Here is an 18,585-nt window from a genome sequence, read left to right as displayed (position 1 = left end):
CTCGAACCAGGGACCTGCGGATTAACAGTCCGTCGCTCTACCGACTGAGCTATCAGGGAATAGATTCCGCCAACAATGATTGCTTAGCGGAAGGCCGCGATTTTAGAGAACTTTTGCGATGGCGTCAACGACGGTGTCGATGTTCTTCGAGTTCAGCGCGGCCACGCAGATGCGGCCGGTGTCCACGGCGTAGATCGATTCGGCGCGCAGCTTCTCGACTTGCTCCTTCGTCAGGCCCGAGTACGAGAACATGCCGACCTGCTCGCGCACGAACGCGAAGTCCTTGCCCGGTGCTTTTTCGGCCAGCTTCTTGACCAGCTCGTCGCGCATCTGCTTGATGCGCACGCGCATCCCAGCCAGCTCGTCTTCCCACAGCTGGCGCAGTTCCGGCGTCGACAGGACGGTCGCGACGACCTTGCCGCCGTGCGTCGGCGGGTTCGAGTAGTTGGTGCGGACGATGCGCTTCAGCTGCGACAGCAGGCGTGCGGCCTCTTCCGTGGTCGAGGCGACGACGGACAGTGCGCCCACGCGCTCGCCGTACAGCGAGAACGACTTCGAGAACGAGTTCGAGATCAGCAGCGGGCCGGCCGTTTCGGTGAAGCGGCGCACGACGGCGCCGTCTTCGGCGATGCCGTCGCCGAAGCCCTGGTAGGCCATGTCGAGGAACGGGATCAGGTTGTTGGCGCGCACGACCTGGATCACCTGGCCCCACTGGTCGGCGTTCAGTTCGGCGCCGGTCGGGTTGTGGCAGCAGGCGTGCAGCAGGACGATGGCGCCTTCCGGCATCGCCTTCAGGTCGGCCAGCATGCCGTCGAAGTTGACGCCCTTGGTGGCCGGATCGTAGTAGGCGTAGGTGTTGACGGTGAAACCGGCGCTTTCGAACAGCGCGCGGTGGTTTTCCCAGCTCGGGTCGCTGATGTAGACTTGCGAATCCGGCGAGAAGCGCTTGAGGAAGTCGGCGCCGATCTTCAGCGCGCCGGTGCCGCCCAGGGCTTGCACGGTGACCGCGCGCTTCTCTTGAATTACGGCGCTGTCGGCACCAAATACGAGTTCTTGCACAGCCTTGTCGTACGCACCCAGGCCTTCGATCGGCAGATAGGTGCGCGGCGTCGGCTGTTCCATCAGCTTCGCTTCCGCTTTGCGTACGCAATCCAGCAGCGGCACTTTCCCGTTGTCATCGTAGTAGACGCCGACGCCCAGGTTGATCTTGGCGGGGTTGGTGTCTGCATTGAAGGCTTCGGTGATGCCGAGGATGGGATCGCGCGGGGCCATGGCGATGGCGCTGAAGATGCTGGCAGGAGCTGGGGAATTCATCGTGATAAACTTGGTTTGTCGGCTGGGTTTCGCAGCGGTTGTATAGACAGCGACCTCGAACAATGCTGGGTCGCAGGCGGATTCTCATTCTAGCAAAGGTCTGATCCAATGGCAGATTTATCGGTTGCAAATTCTCCAGCACCAACCGTCATCACGTTCCCGAATTCCCCGTTCAAGCTGCACCAACCGTTCCCGCCGGCGGGCGACCAGCCGACCGCGATCGAGGGCCTGATCGAGGGCATCGACGACGGCCTGATGTACCAGACGCTGCTCGGCGTGACCGGTTCCGGCAAGACCTATACGATGGCAAATGTGATCGCGCGCGCGGGCCGTCCGGCCATCGTGTTCGCCCCGAACAAGACGCTCGCGGCCCAGCTGTATGCGGAGTTCCGCGAATTCTTCCCACAGAATGCCGTCGAGTACTTCGTCTCCTACTACGACTACTACCAGCCGGAAGCGTACGTGCCGCAGCGCGACCTGTTCATCGAAAAGGACTCGTCGATCAACGAGCACATCGAGCAGATGCGCCTGTCGTGCACGAAGTCGCTGATGGAACGGCGCGACGTCGTCATCGTCGCCACCGTGTCGGCCATCTACGGTATCGGTAATCCGAACGAGTACCACAAGATGATCCTGACGTTGCGCACGGGCGACAAAGTCGCGCAGCGCGACGTCATCGCGCGCCTGATCCAGATGCAGTACACGCGCAACGAAATGGACTTCGCGCGCGGCACGTTCCGCGTGCGCGGCGACACGATCGACATCTTCCCGGCCGAACACGCCGAGCTGGCGATCCGCGTCGAGATGTTCGACGACGAGATCGAATCGCTGCAGCTGTTCGACCCGCTGACGGGCAAGGTGCGCCAGAAGATCCCGCGCTTCACCGTCTACCCCGGCTCGCACTACGTCACCGGCCGCGCCACCGTGCTGAAGGCGGTCGACTCGATCAAGGCCGAGCTGCGCGACCGCCTGGAGGAATTCCGCCAGCAGGGCAAGCTGCTGGAAGAACAGCGCCTCGAGCAGCGCACCCGCTTCGACCTCGAGATGCTGGCCGAAGTCGGTTTCACGAAGGGCATCGAAAACTATTCGCGCCACCTGTCCGGCTCGATGCCGGGCGAGCCGCCGCCGACCCTGATCGACTACCTGCCCAAGGACGCGCTGATGTTCATGGACGAGTCGCACGTGATGATCGGCCAGCTGAACGCCATGTACAACGGTGACCGTTCGCGCAAGGTGAACCTCGTCGACTACGGCTTCCGCCTGCCGTCCGCGCTCGACAACCGGCCGCTGAAATTCTCGGAATTCGAGAGCAAGATGCGCCAGTGCATTTTCGTGTCCGCGACACCCGCCGATTACGAAAAGGGACGCGCCGACAACGTCGTCGAGCAGGTGGTGCGTCCGACCGGCCTCGTCGACCCGCAGGTGATCGTGAAACCCGCGCGCTCGCAGGTGGACGACCTGATGAGCGAGATCACCGACCGCATCAAGAAGGACGAGCGCGTGCTGGTCACGACGCTGACCAAGCGCATGGCCGAGCAGCTGACGGAATACCTGTCCGACCACGGCATCAAGGTGCGCTACCTGCACAGCGACATCGACACGGTGGAGCGCGTGGAAATCCTGCGCGACCTGCGCCTGGGCACCTTCGACGTCGTCGTCGGCATCAACCTGCTGCGCGAGGGCCTGGACTTGCCGGAGGTGTCGCTCGTCGCCGTGCTCGACGCCGACAAGGAAGGTTTCCTGCGCTCGGAACGCTCGCTGATCCAGACCATCGGCCGCGCGGCGCGCAACCTGAACGGCGTGGCGATCCTGTACGCGGACCAGATCACGGATTCGATGAAGCGCGCGATCGACGAAACCGAACGCCGCCGCGCCAAGCAGATCGCGTTCAACGAAGCGAACGGCATCATCCCGAAAGGCGTGCAGAAGAAGATCAAGGAAATGATCGACGGCGTCTACAGCGCGGCCGCGCAGAAGGCCATGCTGAACGACGTCGGCCTGTCGGAGGACGCGGCGAAGGTCGAGGGCATGAGCGAGAAGCAGATTTCGAAAGAGATCAAGCGCCTCGAAAAACTCATGGTCGACCACGCCAAGAACCTGGAGTTCGAAAAGGCGGCGCAGGTGCGCGACCAGTTGCATGTCCTCAAGCAGCAGGCGTTCGGGGCGCCGGGGGCGGACAATGTGGTGTCCATCCTCGGCAAATAAGACACCGCCGCCGCAAGCGCCGCAGCGGCACTATCTTGATTGATCCAGGCTGTGCTTCGGCGCCAGGCGCAAGGCTTCGCTTTTTTGTCGCGGCCCGGCCAGCTTGATCTTTTACGCTTTACCCCAGGAATTGCACGATCAATATCTAATCGTAAGGGGTTAAGCCATGGGAAATACAATTCAGGCCGATAGCTGGCTCCACTCGGCGCTCCACGACATCAATCAGTTGAAAGCGGAGCTGCATAAAAAAGGCAGCACGCTCACCAGGAACGAGTACGACAAGCTTCTCCAGCGCATACTTGCGAGTCTTCATAAAAAGCTCAACCACGCAGCGCAAAACGACGACACCCCGTCCGAGAAGAAACGCGATCCCGTCACACAGGTGCCGCCTGCGCCATCAACGCCGCACAATGTGGCCGGAACGTATCGCTTGGCCGAATCGAAGGTTCGCGTGGATCGGGTCGGTACAAATTATATTTCCGACAGCATGCTGCGTGATGCTCAATCCAATCGCGGCCAGTTGAAAACCAAGGCGGAGTATGACGCCTTTATCGACGCAAACGCGGCCAGGTTCGGCCTGGATCCGGAAGTCGTAAAACGGGAATATCGCGTGGAATCCAACGGAGACCCGACGACGATGGGGGATTCCGGTCGGAACTGGTCTCAGGGTGGGCCGTCGATCGGTTTGCTTCAAGTGACCAGCGGAATTCTTGCCGGCGGGGTGTGGGCGACACCTGGAATGACCACGAGCTCGGGCGTGAAATTGTCGAGCGGCGATTTGAAGAATAGCACTGCCGTCCAATTGCTTGCCGGCATGCAGCACTTGGCGGATTACAAAAATCAGGCGGGCGCGCATTTGGGAGCACGCGCCTCGCCACAATCCGTTTACACGCAAGCGCTTGGCAATTATGTCGGTCACGATCAAGCCGCTTACATCCGCAATATTGAAAATACGAAGCTGCCTTAAGCGAGAGGGTTTTCTCCCAACTGTTCGCCACAGTAATCGATGAATGCCCGCAGCTTGGCGGGCAAATGCCGCCGCGTCGGATAGTAGAGATGAAAGCCCGGCTGTGTCGACCAGCATTGTGGCAACACGGGCACCAGGCTGCCTGCGGCAAGGTCGGCGTCGACCTGCCGCAGAAAGACGTGGGAGATGCCGATGCCGTCGCGCGCCGCGTCCGCCATTGACGCGCTGTTCGTGACGATCAGCGGCCCGTCCACCTCCACATCGACGAGGCGGCCGTCACGCATGAGTTCCCAGCGGTAGATCGCATTGTTCTTGCGAAACCGGTAGCGGATGCAATCGTGCTGCTGCAATTCCTCGATGGTGCGCGGCAGGCCGCGTCGCGTCGCATAGTCCGGCGCCGCCACCATGCACAGCCGTTCCTGCCGCGTCAGCGGCACGGCCACCATGTCGAGCTGGACGGATTCGCCCAGGCGCACGCCGGCGTCGAACCCGCTCGCGACGATGTCCACGAATCCCTCGTCAAAGCCGAGTTCGACCGTGATGGCGGGATGCCTGGCAAGAAAGCCCGGCAACAAGGGACGCAGCCACACGGCGTAGACGATGTTCGCCATGTTCAACCGCAGCACGCCGGTCGCGCCGCTGCGGAACCCGTCCAGCTCGGCCGCCGCCTGCGTGAGCTCGGCCACGGCCGGCGCCACGCGCGCGAGAAATTGCTCGCCCGCTTCCGTCAGGCGCACGCTGCGCGTCGTCCGGTGCAGCAGGCGCACGCCCAGCCGTTCTTCGAGTTGCCGGACCGTCTGGCTGACGGCCGACGGCGTCACTTCCAGCAGCGCGGCCGCGGCCGTGAAGTTGCCGCGCTCGGCGACGGTAGCAAATGCCAGCAATCCATCCAGTTGCGTCAGTTTCATTATGAAGCAGCTCTTAATAAGGATTGAAGATTATGCCAGTTTTTCTTTCTTATTGAGCCGACTATGCTGACGTTCATTCAACCAGACAAGGAGAAACGTCATGCAACAACCCATCTACTACACCCTCGGCCGCACCGGGCTGCGCGTCAGCCGCCTGTCGCTGGGCGCGATGACTTTCGGCACGGAATGGGGCTGGGGTTCCGACAAGGCGGCGGCCGAACGCGTGTTCAACCTGTATCGCGACCATGGCGGCAACTTCGTCGATACGGCCGACGTGTACACGAACGGCACCAGCGAGACGTGGCTGGGCGAATTCATCAAGTCCGGCGGCGCGCGCGACGAGCTCGTCCTGGCCAGCAAATACACGTTCAACCTGGCCGCCGCCAATCCGAACGGCGGGGGCAATGGCCGCAAGAATTTGATGCGCGCCGTCGAAGGGTCGCTCAAGCGCCTGCAGACGGATTACCTGGACGTGTTTTACGTGCACGCCTGGGATCAATTGACGCCTGTGGAGGAAGTGATGCGCACGCTCGACGACCTCGTGCGTGCGGGCAAAATCCGCCACATCGGCCTGTCGGACGTGCCGGCCTGGTATGCGGCACGTGCGCAGACGCTGGCCGAGTGGCGCGGCTATGAACCGGTGTCGGCATTGCAGCTGCAGTATTCCCTCGTCGAACGCAACATCGAGCACGAATACCAGCGCCTGGCGACGGAGCTCGGCATGGGCATCACCGTCTGGAGCCCGCTGGCCAGCGGTGTATTGGCCGGCCGCTATCGGCGCGACGCGGGCACGCAAGGCCGTCTCGCGGCCATGCAGGGGAACGGCAACCCGGCGTTCCAGCACCTCACGGAGCGCAACTTCCAGATCGTCGACGAGCTGGAAAAAGTGGCGGATGCCGTCGGCCGGCCGATGGCGCAGGTGGCGCTCAACTGGGTCGCGAACCGGCCGGGTGTCGCCAGCGTGATCGTCGGCGCGTCGCGGCCGGAACAGCTCGCGACGAACCTTGGGGCGCTCGATTTCGAACTCCCGGCCGAACTCGCCAACCGGCTCGACGAGGCGAGCCGACCCGCGACGCCGTTCCCCTACTATTTCTTCACGAATGCGATGCAGGGCATGATGTACGGCGGCGCGCGGGTCGGCGACAAGCCGGCGGGCTATCGCGCGCCGGTGCTCGTCGAAGGGTCGGGCAGCGGCGTCGACTAGGGTGTGTCCGACCGTCTGCGGGTAGCATGCAAACTTGGGCCCCTGCCTGCGCAGGGGCGACGGTCTGACTGCTGGCGGAACACGTCAGTCCGACAGACCCTGGGCGTGTTCCGGCTCGGCCGCGGCGGCGGCCTTGCGGCGGCGCGCGCCGATCATCCCGGCCAGCCCGACGCCCATCAGCGCCAGGCTCACCGGCTCCGGAATGTCGGACAGCGCCTGCCCCGTGAAGCCGGCGCCGTCGACGAGGAAGGTCCCGGCCAGCCGCAAGTCGTACGTGCCGCTCGTGATCGTGCCGTGGCCGCTGGCCAGCTCGCTCGTCAGCGACAGGGCCAGCGCGTCGATGGGCGTCACGAAGTCGCCGGCGAAGAAGCCGAGGTCCGTGAAGGCCAGCGAACCCACCAGGTCGGGGAACGCGGTGAATTCGAACCACGCGGGCTCGGGCGGCGTGTTGAACAGGAAGTCGTAGACGAACGTGTCGCCCGACATGGCGCCCGGTTCGGCGACGCCGAAGTTCCAGGTCTGCGTCGTGGCCGGCCCGAAATCGGGCACGACGAAGAACGTGTCGCTGAACGTCGGCGTGGCGGAGGCGAAGGCGGCGCAGGTGGCGAGTACGAGGCCGAGCAGGGTTTGTTTGATCGATTTCATCGCAATCTTTCGTAGCTGGTTATCGGATTCACAGGCTCACGCCGAAGGCACGCGCGAGGTTCGCCACGTCGAGCGAGCCGAGGCCCGTCGCCGGATTGAACGTGTTCGTGCTCTTGTAGTAGAGGTTGGTGCCGGCCGTGATCGCGCGGAACGGCGACGTGGCGCCGTAGCCGTAGGTCTTGAACGCGCCGTACAGTTGCGGATGCAGCATGCCGAGGCGGCTGTTCTTGCCGGCCGCGATCAGCGTGAAGATGCCGTTCAGCTGCGGCGCCACGAAGCTCGTGCCGCCGCTGCCCGCGCCCCACTGCCCGTCGAAGTACACGAGGTAGCCGCTGTACGGGTCGGCATTCAGCGACACGTCCGGCAGGTTGCGTCCGGCGACGCCCGGCGGCAGGTCGATCAGGCCTTCATAGCCCGCGCCCGGATCGCCCAGCAGCGACGCCTTGCAGTACAGGCTTTGCGCCGCGGCGCTCGTCATCGCGCCGGCCAGGCCGGTCTGGTACGACGGCCGGTCGAAGTCCACGCTGACGCCGCCCCCGCCGCCCACCGGGAAGTAATCCGAGTAGTACAGCGTCTGGCCGTAGTGCGACGTGATGTAGCCGCGCAGGTAGTCCCAGGCCCAGGCGCGCTCGGTCGGGATCGTGATGCTGCCGTATTTGTGGACCTGCGTATGCGGCAGGGTCGTGCCGCCGGCCGCCAGCACGGCCGTGTCGGACGCCGGGTGGTCCGCCGTCAGCAAGGTGGTGCAGGTGGGATACGGGAAGTTGCTGTTGATGTCGAAGGCGCCCGCATCGCCCGACGCGGCGATCACCGGAATGCCCTGCAGCGCGGCCTGGACGAACACGGCGTGGAAGGCGGCCAGGTCGGCGGGGCCGTTGAAGACCTCGGCGGCGCCCCAGCTCACGGACAGCGTGTCGACGATGTTCTCGTCGACGGCCGTGGCGAACATGTCCAGGAAACCGTTGCCCTCGTTCGGTGCCAGGTAGACGCGGATATTCGCGCCCGGCGCCACGCCGCCCGACTGCTGGACGTCGAGCGTGGTCTCGCCGGCGCCGCCGCTGCCCGGACCGTCGTCCGGCAGCGGACCGCCGTCGACCAGCACGTCGGTGATGCGGTTCGGCGCCACCGACAGCCCGAGCGCATTCCAGTAGCCGTACGCATCGGACTGGCGGTAGCCGGCCAGCGTGGCGATGCCGATGGTCTTGCCGGCGCCGGTCACGCCGGCCGCATACAGCGGGTTGACGTTGTATTTGGCGGCCAGGTCCAGCACCGTGTACTCGCCCGGCAGCGATGCGGCCGTGGCGTTCGGGGTCGGGATGCGGCTCGGCACCAGCTTCGATTCGCCGGTGGCGACGCCGGACGCCGGCTGGCGCGTGATATTGCTGCGGAACAGCGGGCGGCCGTTCAGGCCGTGCACGGACTTGACGATGCCGGCCAGGTTGGCGGGCATCGCCGTCGTGCCGGCCGGTGCCTCGTAGGTGCGGCCTTGCGTCTGGTAGGCGTGGATCGGGCTGCCGAACACGGCCGCGAGCTGGGCATTCGTGCCCTGCGCGGAAATCAGCAGGTTGTTCGCATAGACTTTCGTCACCGTCAGGCCCTGCGCCTTCAGGAAATTGACCACCTGGGCGATCGACGTGGCGTCCTGGCCATACAGGCTGCCCACTTGCGCCGGCGTCAGGAATTTACGGTAGTTCGGGCTGGCCGGGTCGACGACCGCGGCGGCATGCGCTTCCATGGCGGCGAGATTCCTGACGGCCAGCGACAGCGTGATCTGCCTGACCTCCGACTGGGGCGCGAGCCCGAGATCGACGATGCGCGCGTCCTTGTCGACGTGGAACTGGGTAGAGGTCGTGGCGCCGTAAGCCAGCGACGTGGTCAACACACCGATGGCAACGGTAATTGCGGTGAGGGTTTTCAATGCGGACTCCCTGATGATTGTTGAGGGCCCTGCCGGGGTCGGCAAGCGCATCGATAGCCCAAGCAAGGGGTATGCCATTTTCAGTAACCAAGAGTTATTTCCTTGATTAATCAAAAACTTGTCATCCGCCCGTCACTTTTTTGTGTCTGGAAAATTGTTTTGGTGTAAATTTCTTCGACACACATGTAATTGATTGTCATCAAATTACCGGGGCTGGGCAGCAGCGCGGCGACGTGCTAGGAGGCGCGCGAATCCGTGTACGGGAGCAGGAAAATGTGAACGACGATGACGGGCGGCCGCGCGGCGCGGCGCGGCGCATGGCGCCGGCGCCCCGTCAAAGCGGCGGCATCGCGTTTGCGGTCCGGTAGCGCGCCACGAAGGCGGCCAGGCCCTTCGAGTGGTAGCCCTGCGCCAATGCGTGCAGGCGATTCGCGAACGGCGCATAGGCCGGATCGAGCGACCGCAGGTAGTCCGCGTGCTCCCTGATCTTGCGCATGTTGCCGATCCGCGCCAATTGCCAGAGTTCCTCGATCTCCTGGGCCGGCGGGGCGACCAGGGCAGCGTCTTCCTCGGCGTCCGGGGTGAGCGGTTCCTGCGGCGGTTCTCCGACAATCCAGTTCAGCGACAGTTGCAGGCCGATGGTGCGGAGCAGGATATCGTGTTCGACCGGCTTGGCGAGAAAGGCGTCGGCGCCGGCGTCGCGGCATCGTGCTTCGTCTTCCTGGCTGGCGCTGGCCGTCACGGCGATGATCGGGACCTTGTCCCATTCCGGCATCCGGCGTATCCGACGCGTCGTTTCATTGCCGTCGATGACAGGCATCATGACGTCCATCACGATCAGGTCGGGCCTGAAGCTGTCGAGCAATACCAGGCACTCCAGGCCGTTCTCGGCCCCCGCCACGATGAATCCCACCGCTTGCAGCAGGTCCAGCAGCATCGCGCGATTCTGCGGGACGTCGTCGACGATGAGCAATCGCTTGAGCTCGCCTTCATAGCCGACGATGGCATGCTGCGACGGCTGGATGGTCGGGCTGCCGGCGGCGGCCGGCGCCGGGATGTCGAACCAGAACGTGCTGCCCTTGCCCGGTTCGCTGGCGACGGCGATGTCGCCGCCCATGAGGTGCACCAGTTGCTGGCTGATGGCCAGGCCCAGGCCCGTGCCGCCCTCGCGCCGCTGCTTGTCGGCCACCTGTTCGAAAGGATGGAACAGGCGTCCGAGTTGCTGCGCGCTCATGCCGATACCGCTGTCGGCCACTTCGAAGCGCAAGCGCAGGGTGTCCGGTTCGTCGGCGGGCGGTGCCGCCATCACGCGCAAGGAAACCGTGCCGCGATCGGTGAACTTCACCGCGTTGCCCAGCAGGTTGAGCAACACCTGGCGCAAGCGCGTCTCGTCGATCGTCACCACGGGCGGCAGGTCGGCCGCGAGCTCGTAGCTGAACGACAGGCTTTTTTCCGCGGCCTTGACGCCCATGATGTCGACCACCACCTGCAGGAAAGCGCCGAGATGGACGGCGGCCGGATGCAAGACCATCTTGCCGGCCTCGACCCGCGCCAGGTCCAGGATGTCGTTGATGAGGGTGAGCAGATGCTGGCCGCTCTCATGAATCGTGGCCAGGCCGGCGGCCTGCCGATCGGTCAACTGGTGGCGGTCGCGCCGCAGCAGCTGGGCATAGCCGATGATGGCGTTGAGTGGTGTGCGCAATTCGTGGCTCATTTGCGCCAAAAAATTGCTGCGCTGGCGCGCGAGCCCGACCGCCTCGGCCAGCGCCGCCTCGCGCGCCGCCTCGGCCGCCTTGCGTTCCCGTGCGATGGCGTCCAGATGTTCCAGGCGCGCATTACTGACCGACAGGCTGGCGCGAAAATGCAGCAGGCCCAGCGACAGGCCGAGAATGCCGCAGCCGATCCACGCGGACACCAGCCACATGAGAAGCGCCGTCTGCGAGATCCACTTGCCGCGAAACTGGAGCGATCGCAGTTCGATCGTGATCAGTTGCCCCGGTGGGACGGCATCCGTCGAGATTTCCACGGCCGTCACGTGGTCCAGCCGCGGATAGCTCTTGGACAGCGGAACGTTGTACAAGGTTCGCCACCAGTCCGCCGTGCGCAGGACATTGACTGGAATCGTGAAGGTGGGCTGGGCGGGAAGTTCGATGCGGGCTTCGTTGAACCGCTGCGAGTTCCAGTTGCCCAACCGGGAAAACTCCGGCTCGAAATTCAGGACATGAAGCTTGATCAGTTGCGGGGGCCGCGCTGCCGAATAGCGCAGATCGAACGCAATCGTGTCGAATCCGGACAGGTCCACGCCCTTGCCCGGCGCGCCCAACAGGAATTGCACCTTGCAGAACGGGTACGTGGCGCTCGCCCCCAGCGCGCAGTGCAGGATGATGGCATCCCTGGTGCGCACCAGCGAGGCGACCGAATTGCCGTGCATGTCCTCGCGGTCGTCGGTGACCCGGACACCGTGCGGTTGGCGTGGGGAAATCTCGACGGTCCGGATCATCCCGACATGCTGCCAGACCAGCAAGGCGGGCGTCGCCACCACCAATAAGATCACCAGGTAATAACTTATCGTCGTGCGGCGGGAGAGCGACTGATTCATCTGAAGACCGACAGGTTCTTGCACTGGCAATCAGGCAGCGGAGTTTCAGTATATACCCAAGATATACCCAGGAGGTCGTCAGCCGTCCAGCCGGCGCGCGGCGCCGCCCAGCAGCCGGTCGACGGCCCTGCGCACGCCGTCTTCGTGCAACATCGCCTGCGCCGTGCGCCGCGCCGCCGCGCACATGCCGGGTGCCGACGCGGCGGCGACCGCCTGCACCAGCCGCGCGCCATCGAGCCTGGCCGCCGGACACGTCGCGGCGATCCCCCGTTCGGCCATGCGCCGCGCCCAGAAGAACTGGTCGCCGGCAAACGGCACGACGACGGACGGCACGCCCGCGCGCGCGACCGCGTGGCTGGTGCCGGCGCCGCCGTGGTGGACGACGAGCGCCGTGCGCGGGAACAGCCAGTCGTGCGGCGTATCGCCCAGCACGAACACGCCGGGCGGCAGGCGCGCCGGATCGATGCCGCTCCAGCCCGGGTGGAACAGCACGCGCCGCCCTGCGGCAACGGCGTCGACGGCATCGATCAGCGTCGCCTGGTCGATGCCGGCCATGCTGCCGAAGCCGATGTAGACGGGCGCGGGACCGGCGCCGAGAAAATCCAGCAGTGCCTGAGGCGGCTGCCAGCCCTGCCCTGCCGGCAACGCCCAGGCGCCCGTGATGTCGACGCCGGCCGGCCAGTCGGCCGGGCGCGCCAGCAACGTCGGGGAGCAGCCGTACAGCATCGGCACGTCCCGCCACGGACGCCGCCGCGGCGCGGCGCCGAACACCTGCTTGCGCGCGCGGTTCAGTTCGGGGCCGAACATGGACCACGCGAGGCGCTCGAACGCGCGATGGGCCAGCAGGTTGGCCCAGCCGGGCAGCCGATACATGGGCAGGAACGGCGGCGCGAATGCGCGCGTGGGCGTCATCGGCCACATCGCGGCGCCGATGCACGGGATGCCGAGCCCCTCCGCCACCGCCAGGCCGACGAAGCCGGCGAGGCCGGAATACACGAGCGCGTCGCTGCCCTGCGCGACGGCGCACGCCGCTTCCATCCACGGCCGCGTGTGGTCGCGCGCGAGGGCGGCGCAGGCACGCATGAGGCGCGTCATGTCGGCGCCGTCCTTCATCAGTGCGCCGAACGCGCCGCCGGGCAGGAACGCGGCGCGCATGTCGCCGGGCAGCACGGTGAAGGGAATGCCGAGCGCCTGCGCGTGCGGCGCCCCGGCCACGTCGGCCAGTACGTGCGCCGCGTGGCCGCGCGCGATGACGGCGCGCGCCAGTGCCAGCAACGGCCGGGTGTCGCCGTCGGTGCCGTAGGTGAGAAAGGTGATGTGCATGGTCGTGCCTCGTCGTGGAAGGCACGATTGTGGCCGGCGGCATTCGTGCCGGCTTGAATAAACCCGACATCAGAGCCGATAGGGCCAGTACTCGCGGTCGGTGTCGATGTGCGCTTCCAGCCGCGACGGCGGCAGGCCGGCGAGCTGGCGCAGTTCACGTGCCATGTGGGCCTGGTCGGCATAGCCCAGTTCCGCGGCGAGGTCGGCCAGCGTCCGGGCGGGCGCATCCGGATCGCGCAGCGCGACCACCGCCGCGTTCATGCGCTGCAGGCGGCGCGCCTGCGCCGGGCTCAGGCCGACGCGGGACCGGTACTGGCGCTGGGCCTGGCGTGCGCCGATGCCCAGTTCAGCGCCCAGCGCGGGGACGGTCGCGGCGCCGTCCGGCGCGGCCATGCGGCGCAGGCTGGCGCCCAGGCCCGCATCCCAGCGGGCGCGCACGGCCCGCCAGCGTGCGCCCAGCCGCGCTTCGATCCAGGCCAGTTGCGCGGCCTCGTCGGCGCAGGCGCGCAGCGCGCGCGGCCAGTCGGCCCAGCCGGCGTCGAGAAGATCGCTGGCCGGGTCGTTGCGGTCCTGCAGCGCGGCCGGCGCGAGGCCGGTCAACAGCGCGAACGCGTCCGGATACAGCACGACGCCCAGCGTGCGCAGCGGGGCCAGCGTCAGCGACGCGACGGGCCGCGTGCGCGGTCCCGAGACGACCCAGTCGGGCAAGGCGCGCAGCGTGCCGTCGGCGCCGGGCAGCGCGACGGCGCCCTGCGTGAAAAAGTTCAGGCTGCAGTACACCATCGCCGGAAACCGGTTCAGCTGGGGCTGCGCCGGCGGCCATGGATCGTCGACGGTCGACACGAAACCGATGCCGTGCACGGCCTCGGCCAGCTCGCCCTGCGGCGTGTGCATCCAGGCCCGCATGACCGGTTGCGCCGTTACTGCACGTCGAGCAGCTCGACGTCGAAGATCAGGTTGGCGTTCGGCGGGATCGGGCCGGCGCCGTCCGCGCCGTAACCCAGCGACGCGGGAATGACGAGCGTGCGCTTGCCGCCCACCTTCATGCCGTCGACGCCCTGGTCCCAGCCGGGAATGACGCCGCCGCTGCCGAGGCGGAACGTGAACGGTTTGCGGCCGATCGAGCTGTCGAACTGTTCGCCGTGGTGCTGCGGCGCGTCCGGCAGGTACATCCAGCCCGTGTAGTTGACGGTGACGATCTTGCCGGCCGTGGCGACGGCGCCCGTGCCGGCCGTCGTATCGATCTTCTGGAAGGCGACCGGCGCCGTGTCGACCTTGACCTCGGCCGGCGCGGACGCGGGCCCGGACGCGGACGTTTCGTTCGAACGCTTGCAGGCGGCCAGGGTGAGCGTGAGGGTCAGCGCGAGGCCGAGGGAGCAGACGCGGAACATCGTGTTCATGTTGGATTCCTTGTTGAAGTCAGAGGGTCTTGACGAAGGCGCGCACGCCGCCCAGCAGCATTTCGATCGACATCGCCGTCAGGATCAGGCCCATCAGGCGCTCGAACGCCGTCATGACCTGCGTGCCCAGCACGTTCTGCAGGCGTTCGGCGCCGAGGAAGACGGCCAGCCAGATCACGGCCACAAACGCCAGCGCGGCCACGTGCACCATCACTTCCTCGATCGAGCCAGAGGTGAACAGCAGCACGGTCGCCAGCGCGGACGGCCCGGCCAGCGCGGGAATCGCCAGCGGCACGATGAACGGCTCGCCGCCCTCGCTGCGGCCCAGCACGCCGTCCGGATGCGGGAAGATCATGCGGATGGCGATGATCAGGAGGATCACGCTGCCGCCGATGCGCAGCGAGATGTCGGTCAGCTGCAGCGCGGCCAGGAAGTGGCGGCCGAAGAACATGAAGAGCAGCAGCAGGACGAAGGCGATGGCGCATTCGCGGATCACGATGCGCGGGCGGCGGGCCGGGTTGACGTCCTTCAGCGCGGTCACGAACAGGGGGACGTTGCCGAAGGGGTCGGTGACAAGCAGCAGCAGGATGAAGGTCTGGAAGAAGCTCTTGGTCATGGGGGCGTTGTTATTGTTTTTGCGACCACCGATATTAACCGATCTATACATGTCGTGGTCCGCCCGCGTTTGGTGGGCGGAGGCCGCCCACCCTACGGCAGCGGCGGACCGTACGGTGGCCCCGTACCCACGCGCCGCGGATCGTAGGGTGGGCACCCCGTGCCCACGCGTTCAAGCGGCGTTGGCGACTTCGAATCGTATCTCGTCCACGCGAGCGCCCGTTCAACGCGTGGGCGGATGGCCGCCCATCCCACGGAGGCGCCAGAAATGAAAAAGGCGGCACCGGTGGCGCCGCCCTTCTCTTTTCGCAGCCGCCGTGGATCAGCTCTGCTCGAACTTCTTCAGCCACGACGTCAGCTGATGCGGACGCAGGCCGTCGTAATCCTCGAACGGCTGGTGGATCCACGGATTGTGCGGCAGGTCGACCAGGTGGTAATCCGGCTTGATCGACGACGTGCCCTTGACCCAGATGACGGCCGAACGCACTTCCGACACGTCGGAATAATTGTCCTTCAGGTGCTCGCGCACCTTGCGCAAGGTGACGCCGGAATCGGCCAGGTCGTCGACCAGCAGGATGCGGCCGGCCAGCGGGCCCTTGGTCATCGTCATGTACTTGGCGATGTCCAGGTCGCCCTGCTTGGTGCCCGCTTCTTCGCGGTACGAGCTGGTCGACAGGATCGCCAGCGGCACGTCGAAGATGCGCGAGATCGCGTCGCCCGGGCGCACGCCGCCGCGCGCGAGGCACAGCACCATGTCGAACTTCCAGTTCGATTCGTAGACCTTGAGCGCCAGGCGCTCGATCAGGCGGTTGTATTCATCCCAGGAGACCCACAGGTCCTTGTCGCTCGATGAAGGCGTCGTCATTTTGGATTATCCCTAGTTTCTGCTTGTGGCGGACATCACGCTGCGAACGGGTGGCGCAGCACGATGGTTTCTTCGCGGTCCGGACCGGTCGACACCATGTCCACCGGAATGCCGACCAGTTCTTCGATGCGCTTGATGTAGGCGCGGGCGTTGGCCGGCAGGTCGTCCATCGACTTGGCGCCGACGGTCGTGCCGGTCCAGCCCGGCATCTCTTCGTACACCGGCACACAGGCGGCGGCTTCTTCGGCGCCGACCGGGAAGATGTCGACATCGCGGCCGTCGATCTTGTAGCCGGTGCACAGCTTCAGCGATTCCAGGCCGTCCAGCACGTCCAGCTTGGTCAGGCACATGCCGGTCACGCCGTTGATCTGCACGGAGCGGCGCAGCAGCGCGGCGTCGAACCAGCCGCAGCGGCGGGCGCGGCCCGTCACGGTGCCGAACTCGTGGCCGATGCGCGACAGGTGCTCGCCCACGCCGGCGTCCGTCGGCAGCTCCGACGGGAACGGGCCCGAACCCACGCGGGTCGTGTAGGCCTTGGTGATGCCCATGATGTAGTGCAGCATGCTAGGCCCGACACCCGCACCGGCGGCGGCATTGCCGGCCACGCAGTTCGACGAGGTGACGAACGGATAGGTGCCGTGGTCGACGTCCAGCAGCGAACCCTGCGCGCCTTCGAACAGCAGGCTGCCGCCCGCCTTGTGCGCGGCGTACAGCGCGGACGAGACGTCGCCGACCATCGGACGCAGACGAGGCACGAGGGCCATCGCGTCGTCGAACACCTTCTGGAAGTCCAGCGCCTCGCCGCCGAGGAAGCCGGTCAGCACGAAGTTGTGGTACTCCAGGTTTTCGCGCAGCTTCTCCGCGAAGCGGGTTTCGTTCAGCAGGTCGGCGATGCGGATCGCGCGGCGCGCGACCTTGTCTTCGTAGGCCGGGCCGATGCCCTTGCCCGTCGTGCCGATCTTGTTCACGCCGCGCTTCGCTTCGCGCGCGACGTCGATGGCGACGTGGTAAGGCAGGATGACCGGGCAGGCTTCCGAGATCTTGAGGCGCGACGCGACTTCGATGCCGGCGGCTTCCAGCTTGTCGATCTCGCGCATCACGTCCGGCACGGACACGACGACGCCGTTGCCGATGTAGCAGGCCACGCCTTCGCGCATGATGCCCGACGGGATCAGTTGCAGCGCGGTCTTCTGGCCCTTGATCACCAGCGTGTGGCCGGCGTTGTGGCCGCCCTGGAAACGCACCACGCCGGCGGCATGGTCGGTCAGCCAGTCGACGATCTTACCCTTGCCTTCATCGCCCCACTGGGTGCCGATGACAACGACGTTCTTAGCAGTATTTGACATCACTTAACCTAAGTTTTTGAGAATCCAATTTCCTTGTTCGAGGACGAGCACACGGTCGCACTCGAACTCGTCCTGTACATTGTCGTGACCCGGCATGGACTGGATCACCACTTCGCCGCTCTTGCGCAGTGCGGCGATTTTTTCGCGCAGCTCGGGCGCGTTGCCCCACGGGGCACGAATGGAATGCTTGCGCTCGGCCGTCGGCAGCAGCCGCGCCAGTTCGCGCAGGTCGAGCGAGAAACCCGTCGCCGGACGCGCGCGGCCGAAGGCTTCGCCGACGTGGTCGTAACGGCCGCCGCGCGCGACGGCGTTCGGCAGGCCCGGCACGTACAGCGCGAACATGGCGCCGCTTTCGTACTGGTAGCCGCGCAGGTCGGCGAGGTCGATGGCGATCTGCGCCCGGCCGAGCGCCGAGCCGGCCAGCGCGGCGAGTTCCGCCAGCGCGCGGGCGATGCCCGGCAGCGCCGGCAGCACGTCCTTGGCGCGCGCGAGCACGTCGATGTCGCCGTACAGGTTCGGCAGTGCCAGCAGCGCGGCGCGCGTCGGTGCGTTGTAGTTCGCCGTCGCTTCTTCGAGGCCCGGAACGTCCTTCGAGCGCAGCAGGGAATACAGCAGCTGCTCGTCGCGCTTGGCGGCGGCATCGTCAAGCAGGATGGCGCGCAGCACGCCGACGTGCGACAGGTCCAGGCGCGGCTGCTCGAAGCCCGCCAGCGCGAGCGATGCGAGGGCCAGTTCCTGGATCTCGGCGTCCGCTTCGAGGCCGGCGTGGCCGTAGATCTCGGCGCCGATCTGCAGCGGCTCGCGCGTGGCGTGCAGGCCGGAGGGCTGCGTGTGCAGCACGCTGCCGGCATAGCACAGGCGGGTGACGGTGTCGCGGTTCAGGAGGTGCGCGTCGATGCGGGCGACTTGCGTCGTCATGTCGGCGCGCAGGCCGAGCAGGCGGCCGCTCATCGAATCGACGAGCTTGAAGGTCCGGAGATCGGTATCCTGTCCGGCGCCGGCCAGCAGCGAATCGACGTATTCGAGCAGCGGCGGCATCACGAGTTCGTAGCCGTAGGTACGGAAGGTGTCGAGCATCAGGCGGCGCAGCTCTTCGATCTTGCGCGCTTCGGACGGCAGGACGTCGGCGATATTCTCGGGCAGGAGCCAGGTGGGCATGGGCAAAGCGGGTCGGATTATTAAAGGTCGGACAACATTCGGGCGGCGTGAACGCGGCTTTGCACGCGTCCACTGCGCCGAATCGACGATTTTAACCGAAAACGCCGGTCCGTTGGCG

At 66.0% G+C, this 18,585-nt stretch carries 15 protein-coding genes; 3 read left to right on the top strand and 12 right to left on the bottom strand.

All coding sequences use genetic code 11. The annotated features are described in order from the left end of the window. Positions 1-102: 102 nt before the first annotated feature. Positions 103-1,314, bottom strand: a complete 1,212-nt coding sequence (locus tag ASC93_RS12135) for an amino acid aminotransferase (RefSeq protein ID WP_082547963.1) — start codon at positions 1,312-1,314, stop codon at positions 103-105. 108 nt (positions 1,315-1,422) lie between these two features. On the opposite strand from ASC93_RS12135, the gene uvrB reads away from it, so the two are divergent. Together uvrB and ASC93_RS12125 are read left to right on the top strand one after the other, a co-directional pair. After that, positions 1,423-3,519: an excinuclease ABC subunit UvrB gene (gene uvrB / locus ASC93_RS12130; protein ID WP_056441828.1), complete on the top strand. Its 2,097-nt coding sequence runs from the start codon at positions 1,423-1,425 to the stop codon at positions 3,517-3,519. A gap of 166 nt (positions 3,520-3,685) precedes the next feature. After that, complete coding sequence (locus tag ASC93_RS12125; RefSeq protein ID WP_056441826.1) at positions 3,686-4,486, top strand: hypothetical protein; 801 nt, start codon at positions 3,686-3,688, stop codon at positions 4,484-4,486. On the opposite strand, the gene ASC93_RS12120 is transcribed toward ASC93_RS12125, so the two are convergent. Continuing rightward, positions 4,483-5,394, bottom strand: coding sequence for a LysR family transcriptional regulator (locus ASC93_RS12120; RefSeq protein ID WP_056441822.1), 912 nt, complete (start codon positions 5,392-5,394; stop codon positions 4,483-4,485). The two genes, ASC93_RS12125 and ASC93_RS12120, sit on opposite strands and share 4 nt — an antisense overlap. 100 nt (positions 5,395-5,494) lie before the next feature. Between ASC93_RS12120 and ASC93_RS12115 the strand changes: the two genes are divergently transcribed. Further along, positions 5,495-6,598 (top strand): aldo/keto reductase, encoded by a 1,104-nt coding sequence (locus ASC93_RS12115; protein WP_056441819.1) that lies wholly within the window; start codon positions 5,495-5,497, stop codon positions 6,596-6,598. Between the two features lie 84 nt (positions 6,599-6,682). On the opposite strand, the gene ASC93_RS12110 is transcribed toward ASC93_RS12115, so the two are convergent. From ASC93_RS12110 to ASC93_RS12065, 10 genes are all read right to left on the bottom strand, one after another. Further along, entirely contained in the window at positions 6,683-7,243 is a 561-nt protein-coding gene (locus tag ASC93_RS12110) for a PEP-CTERM sorting domain-containing protein (protein WP_056441816.1), read from the bottom strand. A gap of 28 nt (positions 7,244-7,271) precedes the next feature. Further along, the gene (locus ASC93_RS12105; protein ID WP_162251861.1) at positions 7,272-9,161 is read right to left on the bottom strand and encodes a protease pro-enzyme activation domain-containing protein; all 1,890 of its coding nucleotides are present in this window, start codon (positions 9,159-9,161) and stop codon (positions 7,272-7,274) included. 334 nt (positions 9,162-9,495) lie between these two features. Beyond that, positions 9,496-11,760: an ATP-binding protein gene (locus tag ASC93_RS12100; protein ID WP_056441809.1), complete on the bottom strand. Its 2,265-nt coding sequence runs from the start codon at positions 11,758-11,760 to the stop codon at positions 9,496-9,498. A gap of 78 nt (positions 11,761-11,838) precedes the next feature. Then, positions 11,839-13,083: a glycosyltransferase gene (locus ASC93_RS12095; RefSeq protein ID WP_056441807.1), complete on the bottom strand. Its 1,245-nt coding sequence runs from the start codon at positions 13,081-13,083 to the stop codon at positions 11,839-11,841. 69 nt (positions 13,084-13,152) lie between these two features. Continuing rightward, entirely contained in the window at positions 13,153-13,989 is an 837-nt protein-coding gene (locus ASC93_RS12090) for a helix-turn-helix domain-containing protein (RefSeq protein WP_056441803.1), read from the bottom strand. A 14-nt stretch (positions 13,990-14,003) separates the two neighbouring features. Continuing rightward, positions 14,004-14,474, bottom strand: a complete 471-nt coding sequence (locus ASC93_RS12085) for an FKBP-type peptidyl-prolyl cis-trans isomerase (RefSeq protein WP_157201899.1) — start codon at positions 14,472-14,474, stop codon at positions 14,004-14,006. 28 nt (positions 14,475-14,502) lie between these two features. Then, positions 14,503-15,099 (bottom strand): MarC family protein, encoded by a 597-nt coding sequence (locus tag ASC93_RS12080; protein WP_056441798.1) that lies wholly within the window; start codon positions 15,097-15,099, stop codon positions 14,503-14,505. A 321-nt stretch (positions 15,100-15,420) separates the two neighbouring features. Next, on the bottom strand, positions 15,421-15,963 hold the full coding sequence (locus ASC93_RS12075; RefSeq protein ID WP_056441795.1) for a phosphoribosyltransferase: 543 nt from the start codon (positions 15,961-15,963) through the stop codon (positions 15,421-15,423). 35 nt (positions 15,964-15,998) lie between these two features. Beyond that, positions 15,999-17,309: an adenylosuccinate synthase gene (locus ASC93_RS12070; protein WP_056441791.1), complete on the bottom strand. Its 1,311-nt coding sequence runs from the start codon at positions 17,307-17,309 to the stop codon at positions 15,999-16,001. 3 nt (positions 17,310-17,312) lie between these two features. After that, positions 17,313-18,467 (bottom strand): ATP phosphoribosyltransferase regulatory subunit, encoded by a 1,155-nt coding sequence (locus ASC93_RS12065; protein ID WP_056441788.1) that lies wholly within the window; start codon positions 18,465-18,467, stop codon positions 17,313-17,315. Positions 18,468-18,585 lie beyond the last annotated feature (118 nt).

Origin of the sequence: Massilia sp. Root335 (genome assembly GCF_001425685.1) — a bacterium.
GTDB classification, from domain to species: domain Bacteria; phylum Pseudomonadota; class Gammaproteobacteria; order Burkholderiales; family Burkholderiaceae_D; genus Telluria; species Telluria luteola.
Note: the sequence above shows the minus strand (reverse complement) of the source record. Positions and strands in the feature narration are given on the sequence as shown.

Bases quoted from the DNA above. Each gene is read 5' to 3' on its own strand.
- ASC93_RS12135 (WP_082547963.1), bottom strand. From the start codon at position 1,314: ATGAATTCCCCAGCTCCTGCCAGCATCTTCAGCGCCATCGCCATGGCC.
- uvrB (WP_056441828.1), top strand. From the start codon at position 1,423: ATGGCAGATTTATCGGTTGCAAATTCTCCAGCACCAACCGTCATCACG.
- ASC93_RS12125 (WP_056441826.1), top strand. From the start codon at position 3,686: ATGGGAAATACAATTCAGGCCGATAGCTGGCTCCACTCGGCGCTCCAC.
- ASC93_RS12120 (WP_056441822.1), bottom strand. From the start codon at position 5,394: ATGAAACTGACGCAACTGGATGGATTGCTGGCATTTGCTACCGTCGCC.
- ASC93_RS12115 (WP_056441819.1), top strand. From the start codon at position 5,495: ATGCAACAACCCATCTACTACACCCTCGGCCGCACCGGGCTGCGCGTC.
- ASC93_RS12110 (WP_056441816.1), bottom strand. From the start codon at position 7,243: ATGAAATCGATCAAACAAACCCTGCTCGGCCTCGTACTCGCCACCTGC.
- ASC93_RS12100 (WP_056441809.1), bottom strand. From the start codon at position 11,760: ATGAATCAGTCGCTCTCCCGCCGCACGACGATAAGTTATTACCTGGTG.
- ASC93_RS12095 (WP_056441807.1), bottom strand. From the start codon at position 13,083: ATGCACATCACCTTTCTCACCTACGGCACCGACGGCGACACCCGGCCG.
- ASC93_RS12090 (WP_056441803.1), bottom strand. From the start codon at position 13,989: ATGCGGGCCTGGATGCACACGCCGCAGGGCGAGCTGGCCGAGGCCGTG.
- ASC93_RS12085 (WP_157201899.1), bottom strand. From the start codon at position 14,474: ATGTTCCGCGTCTGCTCCCTCGGCCTCGCGCTGACCCTCACGCTCACC.
- ASC93_RS12080 (WP_056441798.1), bottom strand. From the start codon at position 15,099: ATGACCAAGAGCTTCTTCCAGACCTTCATCCTGCTGCTGCTTGTCACC.
- ASC93_RS12075 (WP_056441795.1), bottom strand. From the start codon at position 15,963: ATGACGACGCCTTCATCGAGCGACAAGGACCTGTGGGTCTCCTGGGAT.
- ASC93_RS12070 (WP_056441791.1), bottom strand. From the start codon at position 17,309: ATGTCAAATACTGCTAAGAACGTCGTTGTCATCGGCACCCAGTGGGGC.
- ASC93_RS12065 (WP_056441788.1), bottom strand. From the start codon at position 18,467: ATGCCCACCTGGCTCCTGCCCGAGAATATCGCCGACGTCCTGCCGTCC.